Source organism: Rubrivirga sp. (genome assembly GCF_965213695.1).
In the GTDB taxonomy this organism is placed as follows: domain Bacteria; phylum Bacteroidota; class Rhodothermia; order Rhodothermales; family Rubricoccaceae; genus Rubrivirga.
On sequence record NZ_OZ243912.1, the window covers coordinates 3187818 to 3210516 of the forward strand.

The window sequence follows — 22699 nt, forward strand, 5'->3', positions numbered from 1 at the left end:
ATGCGCTCGTCCGCCGTCCTCCTCGTCCTGGCCGCTGCTGGCTGCCAATCGGTGGCCGGCCCGGCCACGACACCGCTCGTCTCGTGCGCCGACGCGCAGTTTGCCGGCGCGACGGCCCGCCTCGCGTCCAACGTGGACGTCCCTCCGGAGCCGGTCGGCGGGCTCGACGCCGTGCAACGCCGGGTTCGGATTCCGAACGAAGGTGGGCGGTTCGCCCGCGCGACGTCGGAGGCCGATCGTTGGGCCGTCGTCCGCGCCGTCGTCGACACGGCGGGCGTGGTCCGGTGCAGCGACGCCGTCGACGCGGCGAGCCCGGCCAAGGGAGACGCCGCACGGCGGGCGGTCCACGCGAGCCCGTTCGTCCCGGGCCAGCACGCGGGCCAGCCGTCCGCGGTCGTCGTCGACCTCCGACTCGACGTGCGGGGCGAGGGCGTCCGCCGCGTCGTGCGGGGCGACCAGATTCGTCAGTAGCCGGGCCGTCCGTCGGCGGGCACCGGCGGCGCCCCGTCGGCGACGAACGCGGCCGGCGCCTGGGGGACCCGGCCGGGGTAGAGGACGAACAGCGAGAGGTCGGGGAACCGGCCCGCGAGGACCCGGGGGAGGCCGTCGAGCGAGGCCCGCCACCCGTCCCCGCCCGGCCGCGCCGAGATCAGCGCGAGCGCGTCGGCCGGCTGGCGGAGGGCGTCGACGGCGTCGGCCAGGTCGCGCCAGCGGTCGAGCCCGACGACCTCGGGGGCCTGGGTCTTCCGCGCGAACGCCGGCCCCACCGTCGAGCGCGAGGCCTCGGGCGTGAGCACGACCACCTGGGCGCCGACGCGGGCGGCGAGGGCGGCGAGCGTCCGGGCGCCCGCCGCGAACCCGGGCTCCTGGTCCGCGCCCGGCGGCACGGCCACCAGGAGCCGGCGGACGGTCGCCGTCGGCCGCGTCTCGCGCGCGATCAGGACCGCCGCCGTCGTCTCGGCCAGGACGCGGTCGGCGATCCCGCCGAAGAGCGCCCGCGCGGCGGCGGCGCTCCCGTCCCACCCCATCACCACCAAGGCCGACCGGGTCTCGGCCGCCGCCCGCGCCAGCGCCCGCGCCACGTTCGACTCGACGCGGACGAGCGGCAACACCGGCACCTCGGCGCCGGCGGCGTGCTCGGCCGCCTCCCCGAGCAGCCGCTCGGCCTGGGCCACGCCGTCGCCGGCGCCGGGCCCCGGGGCCACGACCGTGACGGCCGCCAGCGGCCCGCCGCCGCGCGCCAGCAGCCCCAGGTCCACCAACGGCCCGACGGTCGCGGGGTTGGCGACCGACACGAGCACGCGCGGCCCCCGCGCCGCCGGCGCCCCGGCCTCGGCGCGCGCCGCCAGCCGCCGCCCGGCCCGCTCCACCACGACCGGCCCGACGACGCACGTCACGAACACCATCGCGATCGTCCCGTTGAGAACGGCCCCGTCGAACAGGCCGACCTCGACGCCGATCAGGACGGCCGCCAGTGTGGCCGCCGCCTGCGGCACCGTGAGCCCGAACGCGAGCCGGGCCTCGTCGGCGGTGAACCCGAAGGCGGGCCGCGTGAGCCCGGCCGCGAGCCCCTTCGTCACGAGGAGCGTCGCCGTCATGGCGAGCGCGACGGTCCAGGCGCGCGCCGCGTCGGGGCCGCCCGCGAACGCGCTGAGGTCGACCAGCATCCCGGTCGAGAGCAGGAAGAAGGGGACGAACAGGGCGTTGCCGAAAAAGCCGATCCGGTTCATCAGCGGGCCGCCCTCGGGGACGAGCCGGTTCAGCGCGAGCCCGGCCAGGAACGCGCCGATGATGGGCTCGACCCCGAGGGCTTCGACGCCGAGGGCGCACACGAACACGGCCGCGAGCACGAACACGAACTCGACGGTCGCGTCCGGCGCCGCCGTCCGGAAGAACCACGCGCCCAGCCGGGGCAGCCCCCACAGCACGACCGCGCCGACGACGACGAGCGCCCCGCCCACGCGGACGAGCACGCCGAGATCGAGCCCGGTCCCCTCGCGCGCGCCCGTCGCGACGACGGCCAGCACGAGCAGCGCGAGCGTGTCCGTCAGGATCGTCGCGCCGACGGCCGTCGTCGTCGCCCGCTCTTTCTGCAGGCCGAGCCGGGCGGCGGCGGGGTACGCCAGCAGCGTGTGGCTGGCGAACACGCTGCCGAGCAGGACGGCCGCCGGCCACCCCATCCCGAACGCCCACCGCCCGACCACGGCCCCGACGAGCTGGGGCAGCACGAACGTGGCCGCGCCGAACCCGAGGCTCCGCGCCTTCCCCTCCTCGAGCTCGTGGAGGTCCACCTCGAGCCCCGCCAGGAACATGATGTACAGCAGCCCGACGGTCCCGAGCAGGACCATCGTCGGGTCGCGGTCGAGGACGCCGAGCAGGTGGGGCCCCAGCACGACGCCGGCCCCCAGCAGCACGACCGCCGACGGCACGCCGCGCCGCCCCACGAGGGGGGCCGCCAGCAGCACGAGCAGGACCACCGTGAACACGGCGACGGGCTCGTGGAGGGGGAGGCCGAGCACGCCGCTAGCCCGTCTCCGGGAGCGGCCCGCCCCCGCGAACGGTGTCCGCCCCCGCGACCGCGACGGGCCGAGGGGGCGGAGAGGCCGGGCAGACGGACGGGGTCGAGGCCGCGGCCTGGCGCCGCCTCGGGAACCGTCTCACCTAGAGGATCGAGCGGAAGGTCGCCGGGAGGCCCGGGGACGGGGCCGCGGCGCCGTCCGGGCGGAGCGGCTCGTCGGGCGTCTCGGCCGCGTCGTCGCCGCAGAACGTCTCGAAGGCCTGCCGAAGGTCGGCCGCGATGGCGCTGGCCGAGCGGCCCTCGATGTGGCGGCGCTCGATGGCGACGACGGGGTCGCCGTCCTTGAGCAGGAACATGGACGGGCTCGACGGCTGGATGCCGGCGAGGACCTCGCGGAGCCGGGCCGTCGCCTCGGTGTCCTGGCCGGCGAACACGGTCACCATCCGGTCGGGCTGGGGCTCGACGCTCTGGACGAGGGCGACGGCCGGGCGGGCGTTCGCCGCGGCGCACCCGCAGACCGAGTTGACGATGGCGAGCGTGGTCCCGCTCTGGGCCTCGTCGACGAGGGCGTCGACGTCGGCGGCGGTGCGGAGCTCGCGGACGCCCAGGCGGGTGAGTTCGGCGCGCATGGGGGCGACGAGCGGTTCGGGGTACGGCATGAGGATCGGGGGAGGAAGGGGGCGGGCGCAGACGAGCGCGCCGCGTGTCAGCTTACGACCGGCCGGCGTGGAGGTCGGCCAAGACGTCGCGGGCGTCGATCACGTCGAGGTCGCCCGCGAGGGGGAGGTGCCGCTCGGACAGGCGCCGGGCGCGGTCGCGGGCGGCGTCGGCGAGCGGCTCGGCGAGGCCAGCCGTCCGGTCCCGGGCCACGTCGGCGGCGCCCCGAGCCGAGCGGGCGAGCCGGCGGCGCGTGGCGTCGCCCGGCGCCGGCGCCAGGAGGAGGCCCGCACCGAGCCCCGCGCCGAAGGCGAGGCCGGCCAGGAGCGCGCGGTCGAAAGCAGCAGGCGTCATGGGCAGCGGGCTCTTAAGTCGGAGCGCGTCGGGTCGATAGATCTAAGGCCCGTGTTCATCTGGACCTAGTCCGGCATTTACAGAACCCGCTCCCGGCGGTTTCCCCCGGCCCTCCGGATTCGGAGTAGATTCGACGCGGTTCCACCACCCCCAATTTTTTGCCCATGCTCAGGTCTCTCCGCCGCGCGGCCGCCATCGCCGCCGTCGCTGCGCTGGCCGGCGTCGCCTCGCCCGTCGACGCCCAGACCGGCACCGGGACCCCGACCGTCTCCACAGCGCCGTCGCCCGACGCCCTGGACACGACCGCTCCCCGCCGCCGCCCGGTCACCCGCCGCACCCGCCCCACGCCCCGCCGCCAGGCGCGCCGCGACACCATCGAGGTCCCCGTGGCCCCGGTCTCGTCGCGGCCCGAGATGCGGCCGATGACGGCCGAGTCGAACACGCTCCGGATCGCGCGGCTCGACCGCTCGCTCCGCGACGACGCCCCGAACTGGCTCGGGATCCCCTACCGCTGGGGCGGCACGACGCGCCGTGGGATCGACTGCTCGGCGTTCGTCCGCCAGTACGTCGGCCAGAACCTCGGCATCGAGCTGCCCCGGACGACGGCGTCGCAGCGCTACGAGGGCCTCCCGATCGAGCGGGACGAGCTCCAGGCCGGCGACCTCGTCTTCTTCCGCCGCCGCGGCGTCCGCCACGTCGGCGTGTACCTCTCCGGGGGCGACTTTATCCACGCCTCGTCGAGCGAGGGCGTGACGGTCTCGAACCTGTCGTCGAGCTACTGGGACCGCCACTACTGGATGTCGCGGCGGATCCTGAGCGAGCCGTCCGGCCGGATGCCGACGCCGCGCTTCCGCCAGGGCGAGGGCAGCCGCGGCTAGCCCGCCGCCCGGCGGCGCCTTCTCCGACGTGTCGTCCTGAGCGAAGCCGGAGGGGTCTCAGCACGATGCACCGAGCCATCGGCACGGCCTCCGATGACCTGGACTCCGCGCTGAGACCCTTCACGTTCGTTCAGAATGACAAGGTGAGGGTGCGGAGCGATGGTCTGGGGAGAACGCGCTCCCCCTGAGCCCGCCGCGCCGCCCTGCGCATTCGGGCGGCGCCGAGCGTATCTTGCGCGACCTCTCCGCATCCCGGCCTCCGCGCCGGGGTGCGGTTTTTTTCCCGGTCCCTGCCGGCCCCGTCCGGACCTCATCCCCTGCCATGAGCTCCACCGTCTACCTCACCGAAGAAGGGCTCCAGAAGCTCAAGGACGACCTCCACCACGCCCGGACCGTCGAGCGCCAGAAGATCTCCGAGGAGATCGCCGAGGCCCGCGCCCAGGGCGACCTGTCGGAGAACGCCGAGTACGACGCGGCCAAGGAGGCCCAAGGCCACCTCGAGGCCCGCATCGCCAAGATGGAGACGACCATCGCCAGCGCCCGCGTGGTCAACGAGGACGAGGTGGATGCGTCGAAGGCCCGGATCCTGTCCAACGTCCGGGTGATGAACAAGACGGCCAAGCGCGAGGCGACCTACACGCTCGTCTCGCCCCAGGAGGCCGACCTCAAGCAGAACCGGATCTCGGTCGAGAGCCCGATCGGCAAGGCGCTCCTGGCCAAGGAGGTCGGCGACGTGGTCGCGGTGAAGGTCCCCGCGGGGACGGTCCAGCTGGAGATCCTCGACATCACCCGCTAGCGTGGCCCGCCGACCGGCGACCGCGAAGCGCCGGCCGCTGAGCTGGGTCTGGGCGCTCGGCCGGACGCTGGCGGCCGTCGTCGTGGGCTACCTGCTGGCGTGCGCGCTGTTGCTGCTGGCGTACCGGGTCGTCGAGCCCCCGGCGACGACGGTCCAGCTCCAGCGCGTCCTCGAGGCCGCCGTGGCCCAGGCGCCGTACGACCTCCAGTACCACCCGGTCCCCGAGGCCGGCCAGGACCCCGACGTCCGCCACGCGGCCGTCGCCAGCGAGGACGGCCGGTTCTACACCCACAACGGGTTCGACTTCGAGGAGCTCCGCATCGCGCGCGAGACGGCCGAGCGGACCGGGCGCCCCATGCGCGGGGCCTCGACGATCACCCAGCAGCTGGTCAAGAACCTGTTCCTGACGACCCACCGCTCGGTCGTCCGCAAGGCGCTCGAGGTCCCGCTGACGGTGCTCGCCGAGTTGATCCTGTCGAAGGACCGGATCTTGACGCTCTACCTCGACGTGGCCGAGTGGGGCCCGGGCGTGTTCGGCATCGACGCCGCCGCGCGCCACCACTACGGGACCACGGCCGACGCGCTGACCCGCGAGCAGGCCGCCCGGCTCGTCGCCTGCCTCCCCGCCCCGCTCGACCGCCGCCCCCAGGACATGGGTCGGACCGCCGACCGGATCCTGACCCGGATGCGCCAGTCGGGATGGTGACGGTGGATTGGGAGAGTTGTGACCGGGCGATTGGAGATTGGCCACGTCGTAGCCCCTCGCTCGTCCCCGCCGCCAGCGCTACGTCCGACCTCCCCAATCGTCAATCACCCAATCGCTCAATCGCCCGATGGTCGACCTCCGCTCCGACACCGTGACCCGGCCGACGGCCGCGATGCGCCAGGCGATGGCCGAGGCGGAGGTCGGCGACGACGTGTTCGGCGAGGACCCGACGGTCCGGCGGCTCGAAGAGCGGGTGGCCGAGCTTTTGGGGAAGGAGGCCGGGCTGTTCGTGCCGTCGGGCGTGATGGGCAACCAGATCGCGCTCCGGGTCCACACGCGGCCCGGCGACGAGGTCGTGGTGGCCGAGCGGAGCCACCTCTACCACTACGAGGCCGGCGCGCCGGCGGCCCTGTGGGGCGTCCAACTCCGCCCCGTCGGCGACGCCTCGGGCGTGCTCACGGCGGCTGACGTCGCGGGCGTGGTGCAGGGCGCGAATGACTGGGAGGCGCGGACGCGGCTGGTGTGCGTGGAGAACACGGTCAACAAGGCCGGCGGCGTGGCCGTGCCGAGCGCCGCCGTCGCGCCGGTCGCCGAGGCGGCCCGGGCGCACGGGCTGGCCCTCCACCTCGACGGCGCGCGGCTGTGGAACGCGGCCGTGGCCTTGGGCGAGACGCCGGCCGGGCTGGCGGCCCCATTCGACACGGTGACGGTGTGCCTGTCGAAGGGGCTGGGCGCCCCGGTCGGGTCCGTGCTGGCGGGCAGCGCGGAGACCATCCGCCACGCGCGGCGGGCGCGGAAGCTGTTGGGCGGCGGGATGCGCCAGTCCGGCGTGCTGGCCGCCGCCGCGCTCGTGGCCCTCGACGACTTCGAGCGCGACGGCCACGCCCTCGTCCGGGCCGACCACGCCCGCGCCCGCCGGCTCGCCGACGCCGTGGAGCAGGCCGGGCTCGCGCTCGTCCGCCCGCCTGACACCAACATCGTCCTGTTCGAGACGCCCGAGCCGGCGGCGGAGGCCGTCGCCGGGCTCGAGGCCGCGGGCGTGCGGACGGTCCCGTTCGGCCCACACGCCGTCCGCGCGACGCTCCACCGCGACGTCGACGACGCCGGGCTGGACCGGGCCGTCGCGGCGCTCTCGGAACGATATCAGGACCGCGCACACGTGGCTAACAAAAGCGACGTAACACCAGGGGTTTCCCCGACATGAGCGATCTGAGGAACCCGTAACTTCACGGGGGCTACACGCCGTCACGGTTTCTCGCCCTCATGTCCACGTGGTCTCAGGTGTTCGACGACGACCGGGTCCTCGAAGAGGCCCGGCAACGCACACGCCGCAACGTCGTCGCGTTCGCGCTCGTGAGCGGGGCCCTGGTCTCGCTCGCGCCCCTGGCGACGCTCTCGCCCCGGTTGGACCCGGCGGCCGTCGCTCTGCTCTGCGGCGCGCTCCTGAGCCTCGGCGCCGGGGCCGTCATGGTCCGGCTCGCCCGGGAGTACCGGCGCCTGTGGCGGATCGAGCTGTGCGTCGGCCGGTTCGTCGGCCACGACGCCGCCGGCCGACGGCGGACGCTGGCGTGGTCCGGCGTCGACCGCGTCGACGTGTCGGCGGCCGGGCTGACGGTGACGGGCCGCGACGAGAGCGGGCGGGGGGTCCGGCTGACGGTCGCCGCGGCCATGCCGTCGTTCACCGTCCTGGCCCACCGGGCCGTCGAGTACGCCGAGGCCCACGGCCGGACGGTCTCCGTGGGCGGGACTCCGCTCGCCGACCTCGACCTCGTCGAGCTGTTCCCGACGCTGTGCGAGTCGGTCGGCACGGCCGCGTAGGGCGGAGAGCGCGGAGAGCGCGGAGAGCGCGGAGAGCGCGGAGAGCGCGGAGAGCGCGGAGAGCGCGGAGAGCGCGGAAGGTGCCGGCGGTCGGGGCTGGCGGCAAGCATGAACGAGCCCTGCCCTCGTCGCTCTCCCCGCAGAGCGGGTCTCTCCGTGCTCTCTGCGGCGACAGCCGCGCTCTCCCCGCGCAGCGGGTCCCTCCCCACTCTTCCTCGCCTAGCCTGCTGCCGGCGACGCCTCGAGGAAGGCCACCAGCTCGTCCGCCTGGCGTTCGGCGTCGGCCTCGCCGACGGCGAGGAGGGCCTCGACGTAGGCCGGGTCGAACCCGAGCATCGAGAGCCAGTCCGGGCTCTGGCCGTCGCCCGACGACAGGCCGCCCATCACGAGCCGCATCGACGGCGGCAGCGGCGGCGCGAAGCCGGCCGCGAGCGTGGCCAGGTCCACCGACGGCCGGAGCACGAGCAGGTCGACGGGTCGGAACCCGTTCCACGTCCCCGGCGGCGCCGAGGCCACGAGCGCGTTGATCCGGTGGAGCGTCTCGGCGTCGCGGTCGAGGACGTCCAAGAACACGGCGTTCATCAGCACGCCGAGCACGCGCGTCGGCGGGGGGTACGCCTGGACCTTGGGCGCGTCGGCCTCGGCCCGGCTCTGGCCGTACCGCGTGTTGACGACCAGGATCTTGTCGGCGCCGAGGTGGAGCGCCGGCGAGAGCGGGGCCGTCAGCCGGATGCCGCCGTCGCCGTACCACCCGTGGCCGAGCTCGGCGTCGTCGATGGCGACGGCCGGGAAGAAGAACGGGAGCGCGGCCGAGGCCAGGACGTGCTCGGGCCGGAGCGGCGTCCGGACGGCCCGGCGCATCGGGCGGTCCCACGGCTCGACCCGGCGCATGCGCGCCGGCTCGCCCTGGACCCACGTCACCGACTGGCCCGACGTGTACGACGTCGTGGTGATGGCGAACGCGCCGAGGCGGCCCTCGCGCACAGCCCGGGCCACGGCCTCCATCGGCTGGCCGACCGGCCCGAGGTGGCCCACCACGAAGTCCCGGAGCGGCGTCGTGTCGAGGAACCCGCCCTCGGCCGGCGGCGAGACCTCGGCCGGCCGGCGGACGAACCGGGCCAGCGCCTGCGGGACCGTCGGCCGGTCGAGCCGGTAGACGTGGTCGGCCCGGAGGTCGCGCCAGACGTCGACCAACCGCTCGACGGCGACGGGGAACGGCTCGTGCGCGGAGGCCGCCAGGAACGCCCCGTTAAGCGCGCCGGCCGAGACGCCCGTCAGGATGTCCGGGCGGAAGCCGGGCGCGATCCGGGCGAGCCCTCGCAACACGCCGGCCTGGTACGCCGCCCGGGCCCCGCCGCCGGTCAGCGCCAAGGCCGTCCCCCCTCCCCTGCCGGGTGGTGGGCCGGGCTCGTCGGGGCGGAGGCCGTCGAGGAGGCGGGCGAAGCGGTCGAACACGGCGCGGGGGGACGCCCCAAGGATACCGCGACCGAGGGCCGGAGGACGCCCGGGTCCGCCGCTCGCCCAGGGCGACCGCATACGAGCCCCGGCCCCCCCGCTTTCCGGCCGGTCGCGGAGCCTGCCTTGAGCGGAGCCGAAGGGCTCCCAGGCTCGGAACGCTGGCTGCGCCGACGCTACGCGGTGTCCCCCTCGAAGGGCAGGGCTGCTACGGTCTTTCTCCGGCTCCTCAAATACAACGAGTCATCCCCGCGCAGGCGGGACCGCGAAGCGAAGGCGCCAGCCAACCCATATGGTCCTGCTCGTTGGCTGGGCGCCGCATGGGTCCCCGCCTGCGCGGGGATGACTCTTGTTGTTACGTGCTCGAGTTGTGGGCCCGATTAGAACGTAGCGACCCTGCCCTTGACGGGGGACCGTCCGCGCGCCCGCTGAGCGGAGTGGTGGGCACTCGGACGGGGGTCCGGGCCGGAGATCCGTAGCGCGCGCTCGCCCTGGCCCCTAGCCCTCGACCCCGGCCCCGAGCGTCTCCATCAGCGACTGGCGCGTGAACGGCTTCGAGATGTAGGCGCTGAACCCGGACTCGAGGAGCCGCTCGCGGTCGCCGGGGAGCGCGTAGGCCGTGAGCGCGATCGCGAACACGCCGCCGTAGTCCGGGAGCGACCGGGCGATCCGGAGCACGTCGGCCCCGGTCTCCTTGCCGCCCAGGTTGATGTCGAGCACGAGCGCCGTGAACCGGCGCTGGTTCATGGCCAGCAGCGCCGACCGGGCGTCGCCGACGGCGGTCACGTCGTAGGCCGAGCGCAGGATGCGCTCCAAGAGCATCCGCGTGTCGTCGTTGTCCTCGACCACCAGGACCGACGGCCGGCCGGCGCCGACCACGACGTCGGCCTCCTCGAGCGGAGCCGCCTCCGGAGTCGTCGGGCGAGGCGGCGGCGTCGGGCGGACCACCATGGCGGGCTCGACGGCCGGCCGGGGGGCCGCGGCGGGCGCGACCGGGGGCGCGGCCACGCGAGCCGTGGGGTCGGGCGCGACGGGGCGCGGCGCGGGCGGGCGCGGGGGTGCCACCGGCGGCGGCGCGGAGGCCGGCGGCGGCGCGGGGTCGGAGGCCGGCGAGCGGCCAAAGCGGAAGTCGAACATGTCGGTCGGGGCGGGCAGCGGGGTCTCGAGGGTCGGAGGGAGGGCGGCCTCGACGGGCACGTCGTCGAGAAAGGTGAAGTCGAACGGGGCGCCGAGCAAGTCCCCCGGATCGGCGGCGGGGGCGGGCCGTTCCGTCGGGCGGAGGTCGACGGCGGCCGGGAGCCCGTCGCCCGTCGTGGGGACGGCGGCGGGACCGGGGCGCGCGGCCGACCCCACGCGGGGGAGCGTGACCGTGACCACCGTCCCCCCCGGCCGCTCCGACGCGATGGCGATCCGGCCGTCGAGCAGCCGCACGAGCTGGCGGGTGATCGTGAGGCCCAGGCCCGCGCCCTCGTAGCTCCGGGCGTCGCCCGTCTCCTCCTGGCGGAAGGCGTCCAGGGCCTCGGGCAGGAAGGCCTCCGAGATGCCCAGGCCCGTGTCGGCCACGCGCAGGAAGGCCTCGTCGGCCGTCGCGCCGAGCGTGACCCGGACGCCGCCGTCGTGGGTGAACTTGACGGCGTTGCCGACCACGTGGCCCACGATCTGATCGAGCGCGCCGACGTCGACCTGGGCCGAGACGCCGGGCTCGACGACGACGTCGAAGCGGAGGCCCCGGGCCGCGGCGTCCTCCCGGAACCGCTCGGCGACGCGCGTGACCTCGGGCCCGAGCTCGACCGGGCGCCGGTCGGCGGCGTACTCGCCGGCTTCGAGCCGCGACAGGTCGAGGACGGCGTTGAACGTGTCGAGCAGGCGGTACCCGTTCCGCTCGATCGTCCGGACGAAGTCGCTCTGCGGGCCCGGCGCCACCTCGTCGGCCAGGAGGTCGGCGAAGCCGAGGATCCCCGTGAGCGGCGTCCGGACCTCGTGGCTCATGTTGGCGAGGAACGCGCTCTGGAGCCGGTTCATCCGCTCGGCCGCGGCCCGGCCGGCCTCGGCGGCCTCGCGCGCGTCGACGAGCTCGGCAACGACCCGCTCGCGGTCCTCCCGTTCGAGCGCGAGCGCCACGGCGTCGGCCACGGCGGCGGCGAACTCGGTCTCGGCGGCGTCCCAGTCGTGGGGCCCGTCGGCCCAGTGGACGGCGACCAGGCCGGCCACCCGCCCCCGCCGACGGATCGGGGCGACCAGCAGGGCCCGCACGCCGAACGCTCGGACGAACGGGCCGAGCCCGAGCCCGTCGACGCGGCCGTCCGTGACGACGTCGGCCACGGCCAGGGCCCGGTGCTGGGACACGTGGTCGAAGACGGCCTCGAACCGGCCGTCGAACGCGACCGACGGATCGGCCTGGGGCGGAGCGTACAGGGGGTCGCAGGGGCGGCCCGGCTCGCAGAGCCAGAGCGACACGCCGGCGGCCCCGAGCGTCGCGGCGACGACGGCGGCGGCAGGCCCGCCGAACGCATCGGGGCCGTCGAGGTGAGCGAGGTCCAGGAGCGCCCGGTGACGGACCAGCGCGCCCTCGGCGACGGCGGCCAGCCGGTCCTCCCGTGCCTTCTGCTCGGTCACGTCGCGGAGCACGCCGACCAGGCCCACGGCGCGGCCGGCCGAGTCCTGCCACGCTTGGGCCGAGTTCTCGACCCAGCGCAGGCCGGCGGTCGTCACCATGCGGTCGAGCGCGCGATAGGTCTCGGCCCCCTCCACGGGCCCCTCGGCCATCCCGTCGCCCTCGATCACGTCGCGCGACTCGACCAGGGCGTCCAGGCCGCCCCGGGACTCGATCTCGGCGCGAGTCAGGCCCGTGAGGGCTTCGATCGCGGGGCTCAGGGACTCGTAGACGGGCCCGGCGGGCGTGTAGCGGAGGCGGTAGAGAACGTGCGGAGCGGAGGCGGTGACGGCGTCGAGGCCGGCCTGCGTGTCGCGGAGCGTCCGCAGCGTCGTCGCGCGGTCGAGGTGGCCGCCGACGTGCCACGCGAGCGCTTCGGCCGCACGGAGGTCGATGGCGCGGGGGGCGGAGAAGCCCCACACGAGCGCGCCCAGCGTCCCGCCCGCGCCCCGAATCGGGACGGAGGCGTAGGCCCCCACGCCGTGAGCCGCGAGGTGGGCCGCCAGGTCGGAGGTCGCCCGTTCCGTGTCGGGGATGGCCGAGGGCGCGGCCTCCAGCGAGGTGGCCCAGAGCTCCGCGCCGTCGAGCGACGGCACGTCGCCGGCCGTCGCCGCAGGCTCGCCGTCGCCGAGGAGGAGGCACGCCCACTCGGCCTCCGACGCGCCCAGGAGCGCGCCGACCGCGGCGCAGTGGATCGTGGCGGGGTCGTCGGTGGCGGCTGCGGAGGCGACGAAGGCCGCGGTGGCCCGGTGCTGGCGGGCGGCGGGGCCGTCGCCTCGGTCCTCGGCGTCCGGCTCGGGGCGGCCGCTCAGAGCCTGCTCGGCACAACGGACCTCCGGGCTCGCGACGGGCTCGGCGCCGGCCAGTCCCGTGGGGGGCCGAGGCGCGTCGCGGAGGAGGCCGGGCACCGTCGCCAGCGCGTCGAGCGGGAGGGCGACGGCGGCCGTCTCGCTCAGCAAGAGCGGGACCTCCTCCCCGACGACGAACAGCGCGAGCGCGTCCGGGACGAACACGGCGACCTCGACCTCCTCGACCGACCCGCCGGGGATGAACACGACGGCGTCCCACGCGGCGCCGTCGGCGAGCGTCGCGCGCAGGACGTCGGCCGAGGGCGCGAGCTGGGCGTGGACCGGGCCGGCCGCACGGAGGACGCTCAGCGCCTCGACGGCCGCCGAGGGCTCAGCGGCGAACAGGATCCGGGGGGGGAGTGACATGCGCCGGGGTGGGATCGGGGCGCGCTCCCGCAAACGCGGTGCCGGACGCGAAGCCCGGGGACGAGCGCGCGCACGGGGACGGTTTCGACCGGCGGCGGTGGGATTCGTAACGTGACGGCCCCCAATCTGCCCCTCCCGGTGCCCGCGCCGACCGCCCGGTTCGCCCTCGCCCTCCTGTCGCTCGACGGCGTCGGCCGCGTCACGGCCCACCGGCTGCTCGAGCGGTTCCCCTCCGCCGACGCCGTCCGCGCCGCGCCGCGCGAGCAGGTGCTCCTGCGGCTCAAGGGCGTCGCCCACGCCGACCGCGTGGTCGACGCCGTCGGCGGCCCGTCGTTCGACGACGCCCTGGCGACGGCCGGCGACCGGCTCGCGGCCTTGGCCGACCGCCAGATCGGGGTGCTCGCCCCCGGCGCCGCGGGGTGGCCGGCCGGCCTCGACGCGCTCGACCGCTCGGACCGGCCCGTCGTGCTCTACGCCTTCGGCGACCTGGGGGCGCTCGCGTGGCCGTCGCTGGCGGTGCTGGCGGGGGCGCCGTTGGCGGCCGAGCCGTTCGAGCGGGCCCAGGACGTGGCCCGCGCTGTCTTGAGCCGGGGGCGCGGGCTGGTCGTCGGGGCGGCGCACGGCGTCGACCTCGCGTTGCAGAAGCTGTCGCTGGCGGCGGGCGTGCCGGCGGTCGCCGTGGTCGGGGCCGGGCTCGCGCGGCTCGACCGGTCGATGCGGCCCGGCGCGACGGCGCTCACCCGGTCCGGCGGCCTGCTCGTCTCGCCGTTCCCCATGGCGCACGGCCCGTTCGACCACGACGACCGCGAGCGGGCGCTCGTCCAGGCCGCGTTGGGCCGGTCCGTCCTCGCTGTGGCTCCGCCGGCCGACTCGCCCGAGGACCGGGCCGCCGCGTGGGCGGCCCAAGCGGGCCGTGCTGTCGCTCTCGTCCCTCCCGGGCCGCCCGGCGCTCCGTGGGTCGCCAGCGCCCGGCCCGTCGACGACCTCGACGCCGTGGCCGAGTCGGTGGCGTGAGGGCCGATGCCGGGACCCCGGAGCTTGCGGCCGCGTCTGCGCTCGCCCGCCCCTCCTCCCACCGGTTGCCCCGCGTCCTCTTCGTGTTCCTCGACGGCGTCGGGCTCGGGCCGGCGACGGTCGACAACCCGCTCGCGACGCTCGACCTGCCGGCGTTCGAGCGGATGGCGGGCGGCCAGCGGTGGACGGCCGATCTCGCCCCGATCCGCCAGCCCCGCCACGTCGTCGTCCCGATTGACGCGACGCTCGGGTTGGAGGGGCTGCCGCAGAGTGGGACCGGCCAGGCCACCTTGTTCACGGGCGAGAACGCCGCCGCCGCGCACGGCCGCCACTTCGGCCCGTACCCGCCGACGACGGTGCGCCCGCTCGTCGCGGAGGCGAGCGTGTTCGCCCAGCTCGCCGCCGCCGGCGTCCCGCCCGAGCGGCTGGCGTTCGCGAACGCCTACCCCGACCGGTTTTTCCGCGTCGTCGAGGCCCGCGGGCGGTGGACCGTCACGACGCTCGCCGCGACGGCCGCCGGCGTCCGCCTGCGCCGGGCCGGCGACCTCGCCGCGCGCCGCGCGCTCCCCGCCGACCTCACGGGCGAGACGTGGCGCCGCTTGATCGACCCAGCCCACGCGGTCCAGACCGAAGCCGAGGCCGCCCACGACCTGGCGGCGCTCCTGGACGACCACCGGTTCGTGTTGCACGAGTACTACCTGACCGACAAGGCCGGCCACAGCCGGGACCCCGCCCGGGCCGCCGAGGTGTTGGGCTCGCTCGACCGTTTCTTCGGCGCGCTCCTCGACGCGCTCCCGCCGGACGTGCTCCTCGTCCTCAGCAGCGACCACGGCAACCTGGAGGACCTGGGGACCAAGAGCCACACGCGGCATCCCGTCCCCCTCGTCGCCTGGGGGCCGGGCGCGGATGCGTTCGCGGAGGCGACCTCGCTGCTCGACGTGACGCCCGCCGTCGTCGGGCTGTGGACGGGGTGACAGGACTATCGCAACTTCGCCTACCGTGTCATCCTGAGCGCTAGCGAAGGCCTGCCCCCGCGAAGGCGGGGGATCTCACCTCGGACTCCGAGACCTGCCGCGCCGGCTCCGATGGCCTCCAACGTCGGCGTTGAGATCCTTCACTCCGTTCAGGATGACAAGATGGGGCGAGGTCGCGATAGCCCTGGGCGGGGTGACCAGGCGATGTGGCGAGCCGAGCGACGCAGGTATCTTTGGCGGTCCCGCCGCGCCCTGCGGCAGGGCTCGCCGGAGTGGTGGAACGGTAGACACGGCAGCCTTAGGAGCTGTTGCTTTCACGAGCGTGCGGGTTCGAGTCCCGCCTCCGGCACCGGCGCCCCGGGCGCGCTGTCCCCCCGCCTCCCACCACCGTGCGCACCGTTCTCCTCCTGACCGCCCTCGCCGTCGCCGGCTGCGCCTCGACGGCCGTCCCGACGTCCCCCGTCGCCCCCGGCCACGGCCGCCCGTCCGACGGGCTCTTGTCCCGGCCCGACCTCCAGGCCCTGGTCGACCTCCAGGTCCGCCGCGACGGGGCGGCGCTGGCCGAGGCGCTGTCGAGCCCCGACAGCGTGGTCCGCGCCCGGGCCGCGTTCGCGCTGGGGTCGGTCCAGGCGGAAGGCGCGCTGGCGGCCCTGCGCGCCCGGCTCGACGACCCCGTCCCGGCCGTCCGCGCCGACGCCGCGTTCGCCATCGGCCAGACGGCCGACTCGACCGTCGGCGTCGCCCTGGCGCTGTCGCTCCGCCGCGAGGCCACGCCGTCCGTGACGGCCGAGCTGCTGGACGCGCTCGGGAAGGTCGGCGGGCGGTCCGACCTCGGCGTGGTGCTCGACGTCGCGCTGCCGGACGGGCTCGAAGCGGCGCGGGCACTCGCGCTCGCCCGGTTCGGGATGCGCGACGTGACGAGCGACGCCTGGGCCGAGTGGCTCGGCGCCCGGTTCCAGGCCGCCGAGCCCGCCGTGCGCCAGGCGGCGGCCTACGCGCTGACGCGGTCGCCTGTGGCTGGGTGGCGGGGCCAGGCGGGTGCCATCCGAGCGGCGTTCGACGCCCTCGCTGGCGACCCCGCCCGGGCCGACCTCGCCCGCGCCTTGGGCCGGCTCGACGACCCCGTCGACGTCCCCCGCCTGGCCAACGCGCTCGCGACGGACCCCGACTGGCGGACGCGCGTCAACGCGGCCCGGGCCTTGGCGGAGTCGTCCGACGCGGCGGCGCGGGGCGCCCTCGCCCGGGCCGTCGACGACCCCAACCCGCACGTGGCCCAGACGGCCGCGGCCACGTTCGCCGCCCTCGGCCCGACGCCCGACGCCGTGGCCCTCGCCCTCGACGTCGTCGCCGACGGCGGCCGGCCGTGGCCGACGCAGGCCGCGCTGTTGCCCGTCCTCGCCCCATCCCGCCCCGACGCCGTCTTGGCGTGGGCCGACCGCCAGGCCGACCCGTTCGCCCAGGCCGCCGCGCTCACCGCCCTCGGCGCCGCCGACGACGGGGCCGCCGTGACGCGCCTGTTCACCGGCGCCCGGTCCGACGACGCGCGCCTGGCGACGGCCGCGCTCGGCGCCCTCCGCCAGCGCTGGGCCACCGGGACCTACGGCGCCCGCCGGTTCTACGACGCCTTCGCCCACGCCTTGCGCCGCGCCGACCTCGCCACGACGTCGGCCGCCGCGCCCGCCCTTGCCGACTCGGCGTTCTGGCCGCTCGGCGCCGGCGCGCTGCTGCGCGAGGTCTACGCCACCCTCGGCGCCCCCGCCGACGTCGAGCCGATGGCGGCCATCGTCCAGGCCATCGGGCGGGTCCGCGACGGGGGCGAGATCGACTTCCTGCTGGGCGTGGCGATGGCCGGCCACCCGGTCCTGCGCCAGGCCGCGCGGGACGCGCTCAACGACCGGCTCAGCGAGGGCGTCGACGTCGAGCTGGGCGTCGGCGGCGCGCCGGCCACCACGACGATCGACTGGGCCCAGCTCGCGAACGTCGGGCGTCGGCCGCGGCTCGTCCTGGAGACCACACGGGGGACCGTCGTGCTCGAGCTCGACACCGAGTCGGCCCCGCAGACGGTCCAGCGGATCACGACGACGGCCGCCCAGGGGCTCTACGACGGCGTCCCGTTCCACCGCGTCGTGGCCAACTTCGTGGTCCAGGGCGGCGACTACGCGCGGCGCGACGGGTACGGCGGGCCGGAGACGGCCATTCGGAGCGAGCTCACGCGCCGACACTACCGGACGGGCACGGTCGGCATGGCGAGCTCGGGGAAGGACACCGAGGGCTCGCAGTTCTTCGTCACGCACAGCCCGCAGCCCCACCTCGACGGCCGCTACACGGCGTTCGGCCGGGTCGTCGAAGGCCAGGACGTGGTCGACCAGATCATGCAGGGCGACGTCGTTCGCCGGGCTCGGGTGGTAGCGGACCGGTAGGTCATACCAAATCCGGGTGGAGTGTGTGGGGTTGGGGGTGTGGGAGGAGGCCGCGTTCCACGCCCACACGGGCTCCCCACCCCCTCCAGTTTCGATCAGCGACGGATCAACCGGACTTGGTACACCCCACCATGTGAGCACGGACGACGACGGCCAGGCGGGCGGCGTCGGTGAGCGGGAGCCGGTAGACGGCCGGCTCGGGGAGCGCGTGGGCCGGGACGAGACGGGCGAGGCGCCGGGCCGCGCCGTCGGTCAGGACGAGGTCGAGGGCGCCGGTGGCCTCCCGCGCCGCGCAGATCTCGCTCCAGCTCACGAGCACGTCCCAGCGCAGGTCGCGGAGCCCCTGCCAGTGCGTCTCGACCGCCCACGACTCGTCCACGGACGTGCGGACCGCGTGCGCGACCGCTCCGCCCCCCACGACCGAGGCCACGAGCGCGGCGGCCCCGGCCGGCACCACGCCGCCCACCGCCAGGCCGAGCGCGACGGCGGCCACCGCGCCGAGGCCGACGAGCGCTGGACGCGAGACGACCGCGTCGCGGAGACGGCGGCTCAGGGGCCGCGTGAGGGCGACGCGGACCTGCTGCCACGCCCGGCCCGGCCCGCCAGCCCGGCCCCGCCGACGCTCGGCCTCCGCCGCCGCCCGCTGCACCTCGGCCACCACGCGGTCGGCGTCGTACCCGCCGTCGTCGGGGCCGGCCGCCGCGATCCGCTCGAACGCCTCTTTGGCCGCGAGGAACGCCTCGGCCGCGGCCGGGTCGCCTGGGTTCCGGTCGGGGTGGTGACGGAACGCGAGCCGGCGGTACGCCCGGCGCGCCTCCTCTGGCGTGGCGGTCTCGGGCAGGCCGAGGACGTCGAACGGGCTCGAGGCGGGGGACATGGGGGCGGCGCGTGGCGGCGGCGCCCTCAGAGAAAACCGTGCCGCCCGAGCCCCAGACTCGTCGGTCCCACGTCGCGTGGCGCCCCCGTTACCGCGCGTTCACGAGCCCGTCGTACGTCCCGATGTGGGACGGGTCCATCTCCGACAGGAGCGCGTAGGCCTCGTTCCGCTGCGGGGCGTCGACGAGCAGGGAGACCAACTCCTGGTACTTCGCGCCGAAGAACACGTCGGTCACGTAGCGGCGGCGGTTGTTCTGGAGGTACAGCTCGTGGAGCGCCGCCAGCGTCACCATCGCGTCGGCCCAGGCCTCCTCGTGGCGGACCAGGAAGTGGTCGAGGACGGTGAAGTGGTAGTCGTACTGGGCTTGGCGGACGGGGGCGAACACGGGGTCGAGCAGCTCCTGCGCCAGCGTGAACCGGGCCCGGTCCTCGATGCCCTGGCCGTACCAGCCCCGCCCCGGCTCGCCGGCCGGCGTCGCCCGCGACAGCTCGGCGATGCGGAGGGCCCGCTCGAAGAACGGGGTCCCGCCGAACGCCTCGAACGTGTCGTAGTCGTAGCCCAGGACCAAGTTGGCGTAGAAGTCCAAGACCGACGTGAGCGGGTCGAACCGGTTGGGGTCGTAGATCAGGTTCTGGCCGCGGGCGTACGAGAACTCCCAGATGTTGTCGGCCACGCGGAAGGTCGTCGTCCGCTGGGCGGTCCCGTAGATGGGCCGGCTGGCCTGGACGACGAGCTGGGCCCGGAACGCCGTCTGGGAGACGGCCTCGGTGAACGTGATCTGGACCTGGCAGTCGATCCGCTCCTCGGCCCGGAACACGTCGTCGGTCCAGGCCCGGCTGTTGACGTAGCGGAAGACCTCCTCGCGGAACTCGTCGAGGAACCCGAACTCGGTGCCCGTGATGGCGGCGCGGTTGAGCTCGACCCGGCAGTCGAGCTCCTGGGCGCTCGCCGGGGCGAGGGCGGCGGAGGCGGCGAGAACGGTCAGGAGGGCCAGTCGGCGCACGGCGTGGGTCGCGTATGTTGCGGGCTCGGGGGCCAACTTACCCAGCCCCATCGCCTGACCGAACGCTGTCCGACGGCAATTATGCGGGCCCTACGCCTCCTCGCTCTGGCCGCGCTGGCGCTGCTCGCGCCGGCGAGCCACGCCCAGCTCGCCGAGGGTGGCGCGCGCGTGCTGGCGCTGGGCCGGGCCGGCGTCGCGCTCGGCGGCGACGCCTGGGGCCACACGAACCCAGCGGCGTGGGCCGGTCTCGACGAGACGCGTGCCGCGCTCCAGGCCAGCCAGGCGTTCGGGCTCAGCGAGCTCCGCCTGGGCGCGCTCGCCGCGGCCACGCCGACGCCGCTCGGCACGGCCGCCCTCCACGCGCGGACCTACGGGTTCTCGGAGCGCCGCGAGACCCGGGTCGTCGCCGGCGTCGCCCGGTCGCTCCCGCTCAGCGTCACGCGGCGGCTCGACGTCGGGCTCGCGGTCGGCGTCGAGAGCGCGACGACGGAGGGGTACGCCAGCGAGACGGCCGTGCTCGTCGGGCTCGGCGTCCAGGGCGACGTGCTGCCGGGCCTGCGCGCCGGGCTGGCCGCCCGCAACGTGCTCGGGTTGGGGCTCGACGACACCGCCGACCTCCGCCGCTCGGCCTCGACCGTCCCCGGGCTCACCGTCGGCCTCGCCTACTCCCCCTCCGCCCGGGCCACGCTCGTGCTCGACGCCGACCACGACCTCGACTTCGGCACCTCGATCCGGGCCGGGGCCGAGGTGCTGGCGGTCGACGCGCTCGCGCTCCGCGTCGGCGTCTCGACCGAGCCCGTCCGGTTCACGCTCGGGGCCGGCGTCCGCGCGGGCGCGCTCCGCGCCGACCTCGCCGTCGAGTCCCACGAGACGCTGGGGCTGACGCCGGCCGTCGGCATCGAGATCGGGCTCTAGGACGGCTGGTGCTATGAAGGGATCTGCCACTCCACCCCCCAGGCGCCATTCCCGCGAACGCGGGAATCCATGCGATGCCGCAATCGACCGCGAGGCCGTATGGACTCCCGCGTGCGCGGGAATGACAAGATGGAAGGAGAGAGGTCGGCGGCGTAGCAGACCCAGACTGTCCCGGATGGGACGTCAGACTCATGGCACCAGCCTTTCTAGGATGCGCGGGCTCGCCCCCGTCGTCGGGTGGGTGCTGCTCGCGACGAGCGCGGCGGCCCAGGTCCCGGCCGACACCGTCGACACCTCGACCGAGACGGAGGCCCGGTTCGAGGCGCTCGTCGAGGACGACCTCTCGGGCGACCCGACCGAGCTGTTGGAGCTGCTGGCCTCGCTCCGCGACGACCCGCTCGACGTCAACGAGGCCACGGCCGAGGAGCTGGCCCAGGTGCCCGCCCTCGGCGCGGCCCTCGGCGCCGCCGTCGTCCGCTACCGCGAGGCGAACGGCCCGTTCACATCGCTCCCCGGCTTGCGCCAGGTCCCTGGCCTCACGGCCGACGTGTTCCTCGACGCCCGGCCCTACCTCTTCGTCGGGCCCAACATCGAGGCCCGGACGGCCGCCGTGCAGCGGTTCCCCGACATCCCGTCGCTGGCGACGGTCCTCGACGGGATGCGGCTCACCGGCATCCAGCGCGTCCAGCGCCGGCTCGACCTGGGCGTGGGCTACCAGGGGCCGGACTCGCTCCGGGCCTACCTCGGCTCGCCCGAGCGGATCTACACGCGCGTCCAGGCCACCTACAAACGGCAGGTCTCGGTCAACGTGACGTTGGAGAAAGACCCCGGCGAGGCCTTCCGGTTCGACGGCGGGACCAACACGTACGGCTACGACTACCAGAGCGCCCACGTCGCGCTCTTGGACGTCGGGCGGATCGACGCGCTCGTGCTCGGCGACTACTCGGCCCAGTTCGGCCAGGGGCTGGCGCTGTGGCGGGCGTCGGGGTTCGGGAAGGGGCCCGACGCCGTCGGCGGGCCGCTCCGGAGCGGGCGCGGGATCCGGCCCTACGGGTCGGTCGACGAGAACAACTTTTTCCGCGGCGCGGCCCTGACGGTCGGTGTCACACCGGGCCTGTACGTCTCGGCGTTCGCCAGCCGGCGGGCCCTCGACGCGAGCGTGTTCACGCCCGACACGACCGACCTCGGCGACCCGGACCTTCCGCCCGGCGCGTTCGACGCCGTCGTGACGAGCCTCAACGCCGACGGGCTCCACCGGACCGACCGCGAGCTGGCACGCAAGGACGTGCTCGACGAAACGCTCGTCGGAGGCGGCGCCGAATACCGGGTCTCGAACGGGTCGGTCGAGGGCCGGGCCGGCGTCGTCGCCACGCGGTCGACGTTCGGGACGCCGCTCGCGCCCGGCACGCGGCCCGACGAACTGTTCGATCTGACCGGCGACCAGGCGACGGTCGTCAGCGCGTATGCGGACGCCAAGACGCAGGCAGGGCTCGCGTTCGGCGAGGTGGCCCGGGGCGAGGGCGGCGGGATCGGCGCCGTCGGCGGCGTCGGGATTGACCTGGGCGGCGGTGCCGACCTGCTCGTCGTCGGGCGGAGCTACGCGCCGGACTTCACCTCCCTCCACGGGTACGCCTTCGGCGAGCGGAACGGGGTCGGGCGGAACGAGCGCGGCGTCTACGTCGGCGCCCGCGTCAAGCCCTCGCGCGCGTGGACGGTCAACGCCTACCTCGACCAGTACCGGTTCCCGTTCCTGCGGTTCAACGTGCCGCGGCCGAGCCGGGGCCGCGAGGCGCTGCTCCACGTCGAGCATCGGCCGGCCCGGTTCGCCCGGGTCTATCTGCAAGCGCGGACCGAGACGCGCGAGGTCTCCTCCGACGTGGACGGCGTGGTGCCGGGCTCGGTCGTCGGCGGGCTGGCCGAGCAGACGCGGCAGACGCTCCGGCTCCAGGGCGAGTGGGACGCCAGCCGCGAGGTCCGCTTAAGGGCTCGCGTCGAGGGCTCGCGCTACGTCGACCCGGACCCGGCGGCGGCCGTCCAGACGGGGTCCCTCGTCTACCAGGACGTCCGCTGGCAGCTCGTCCGGTGGCTCCGCGCCGACGCCCGGCTGACCCTGTTCGACACGGACGGCTACGACGCCCGGCTCTACGCCTTCGAGAACGACCTGACGGGCGTGTTCGCGATCCCAGCGCTCTCGGGCCGAGGCGCGCGGGGCTACGTCCTGCTCACGGCCCGCCCGACCGACGGCGTCACGGCCCAGCTCAAGCTGGCGACGACGTGGCTCCGCCGGGTCAACCGGATCGGGTCGGGCGCGAACGCGGTCGAGGGCCAGCGCGTCAGCGAGGTCGGCGCCCAGGTTCGGGTGCGGATCTGAGAGGCGGTGGCTTCCGGGACCGAGGACGGGGGACGGAGGACCGCCGGAGACCCCATTCCACCGATGACTGATACCA

At 75.6% G+C, this 22699-nt stretch carries 18 protein-coding genes and 1 tRNA gene; 12 read left to right on the top strand and 7 right to left on the bottom strand.

What is annotated here, in order from left to right; all coding sequences use genetic code 11:
* Complete coding sequence (locus tag ACOOHE_RS14100; RefSeq protein ID WP_420454726.1) at positions 1–471, top strand: hypothetical protein; 471 nt, start codon at positions 1–3, stop codon at positions 469–471.
* Here the strand turns inward: ACOOHE_RS14100 and ACOOHE_RS14105 are convergent.
* The 3 genes from ACOOHE_RS14105 to ACOOHE_RS14115 all read right to left on the bottom strand — a co-directional run bounded on the left by ACOOHE_RS14105 (position 465) and on the right by ACOOHE_RS14115 (position 3529).
* Complete coding sequence (locus ACOOHE_RS14105) at positions 465–2519, bottom strand: cation:proton antiporter (RefSeq protein WP_420454727.1); 2055 nt, start codon at positions 2517–2519, stop codon at positions 465–467. The genes ACOOHE_RS14100 and ACOOHE_RS14105 overlap by 7 nt on opposite strands.
* Positions 2520–2661: 142 nt before the next feature.
* Positions 2662–3177: a BrxA/BrxB family bacilliredoxin gene (locus tag ACOOHE_RS14110; protein WP_420454728.1), complete on the bottom strand. Its 516-nt coding sequence runs from the start codon at positions 3175–3177 to the stop codon at positions 2662–2664.
* A 52-nt stretch (positions 3178–3229) separates the two neighbouring features.
* The gene (locus ACOOHE_RS14115; protein ID WP_420454729.1) at positions 3230–3529 is read right to left on the bottom strand and encodes a hypothetical protein; all 300 of its coding nucleotides are present in this window, start codon (positions 3527–3529) and stop codon (positions 3230–3232) included.
* 164 nt (positions 3530–3693) lie between these two features.
* Here ACOOHE_RS14115 and ACOOHE_RS14120 point away from each other — a divergent pair, with 164 nt between their 5' ends.
* From ACOOHE_RS14120 to ACOOHE_RS14140, 5 genes are all read left to right on the top strand, one after another.
* Entirely contained in the window at positions 3694–4407 is a 714-nt protein-coding gene (locus ACOOHE_RS14120; RefSeq protein WP_420454730.1) for a C40 family peptidase, read from the top strand.
* A 322-nt stretch (positions 4408–4729) separates the two neighbouring features.
* A complete protein-coding gene (greA, locus tag ACOOHE_RS14125; RefSeq protein WP_420454731.1) occupies positions 4730–5203 on the top strand; it encodes a transcription elongation factor GreA in 474 nt (157 codons plus the stop codon).
* Position 5204: 1 nt separating this feature from the next.
* Positions 5205–5909 (top strand): monofunctional biosynthetic peptidoglycan transglycosylase, encoded by a 705-nt coding sequence (mtgA, locus tag ACOOHE_RS14130; protein ID WP_420454732.1) that lies wholly within the window; start codon positions 5205–5207, stop codon positions 5907–5909.
* Between the two features lie 127 nt (positions 5910–6036).
* On the top strand, positions 6037–7113 hold the full coding sequence (locus ACOOHE_RS14135; protein WP_420454733.1) for a threonine aldolase family protein: 1077 nt from the start codon (positions 6037–6039) through the stop codon (positions 7111–7113).
* A 59-nt stretch (positions 7114–7172) separates the two neighbouring features.
* Positions 7173–7727 carry a hypothetical protein gene (locus ACOOHE_RS14140; RefSeq protein ID WP_420454734.1) on the top strand — a complete coding sequence of 185 codons (555 nt, stop codon included), beginning with the start codon at positions 7173–7175 and terminating at the stop codon, positions 7725–7727.
* A gap of 219 nt (positions 7728–7946) precedes the next feature.
* Here ACOOHE_RS14140 and ACOOHE_RS14145 read toward each other — a convergent pair whose 3' ends face one another.
* Positions 7947–9182 (bottom strand): patatin-like phospholipase family protein, encoded by a 1236-nt coding sequence (locus ACOOHE_RS14145; RefSeq protein WP_420454735.1) that lies wholly within the window; start codon positions 9180–9182, stop codon positions 7947–7949.
* 498 nt (positions 9183–9680) lie between these two features.
* Positions 9681–13049, bottom strand: coding sequence for an ATP-binding protein (locus ACOOHE_RS14150; protein WP_420454736.1), 3369 nt, complete (start codon positions 13047–13049; stop codon positions 9681–9683).
* 138 nt (positions 13050–13187) lie between these two features.
* On the opposite strand from ACOOHE_RS14150, the gene ACOOHE_RS14155 reads away from it, so the two are divergent.
* From ACOOHE_RS14155 to ACOOHE_RS14170, 4 genes are all read left to right on the top strand, one after another.
* Positions 13188–14063, top strand: coding sequence for a DNA-processing protein DprA (locus tag ACOOHE_RS14155; RefSeq protein WP_420454737.1), 876 nt, complete (start codon positions 13188–13190; stop codon positions 14061–14063).
* Between the two features lie 65 nt (positions 14064–14128).
* Positions 14129–15037: an alkaline phosphatase family protein gene (locus ACOOHE_RS14160; protein WP_420454738.1), complete on the top strand. Its 909-nt coding sequence runs from the start codon at positions 14129–14131 to the stop codon at positions 15035–15037.
* Between the two features lie 266 nt (positions 15038–15303).
* Positions 15304–15386, top strand: a tRNA-Leu gene (locus ACOOHE_RS14165).
* Between the two features lie 40 nt (positions 15387–15426).
* Positions 15427–17457 carry a peptidylprolyl isomerase gene (locus ACOOHE_RS14170; protein ID WP_420454739.1) on the top strand — a complete coding sequence of 677 codons (2031 nt, stop codon included), beginning with the start codon at positions 15427–15429 and terminating at the stop codon, positions 17455–17457.
* Between the two features lie 106 nt (positions 17458–17563).
* Here ACOOHE_RS14170 and ACOOHE_RS14175 read toward each other — a convergent pair whose 3' ends face one another.
* A complete protein-coding gene (locus ACOOHE_RS14175) occupies positions 17564–18334 on the bottom strand; it encodes a J domain-containing protein (RefSeq protein ID WP_420454740.1) in 771 nt (256 codons plus the stop codon).
* Between the two features lie 88 nt (positions 18335–18422).
* Entirely contained in the window at positions 18423–19337 is a 915-nt protein-coding gene (locus ACOOHE_RS14180; RefSeq protein ID WP_420454741.1) for a DUF4835 family protein, read from the bottom strand.
* Positions 19338–19418: 81 nt separating this feature from the next.
* Here ACOOHE_RS14180 and ACOOHE_RS14185 point away from each other — a divergent pair, with 81 nt between their 5' ends.
* Both ACOOHE_RS14185 and ACOOHE_RS14190 read left to right on the top strand, forming a co-directional pair.
* A complete protein-coding gene (locus ACOOHE_RS14185; protein ID WP_420454742.1) occupies positions 19419–20252 on the top strand; it encodes a hypothetical protein in 834 nt (277 codons plus the stop codon).
* A gap of 211 nt (positions 20253–20463) precedes the next feature.
* Complete coding sequence (locus ACOOHE_RS14190) at positions 20464–22623, top strand: helix-hairpin-helix domain-containing protein (protein ID WP_420454743.1); 2160 nt, start codon at positions 20464–20466, stop codon at positions 22621–22623.
* Positions 22624–22699 lie beyond the last annotated feature (76 nt).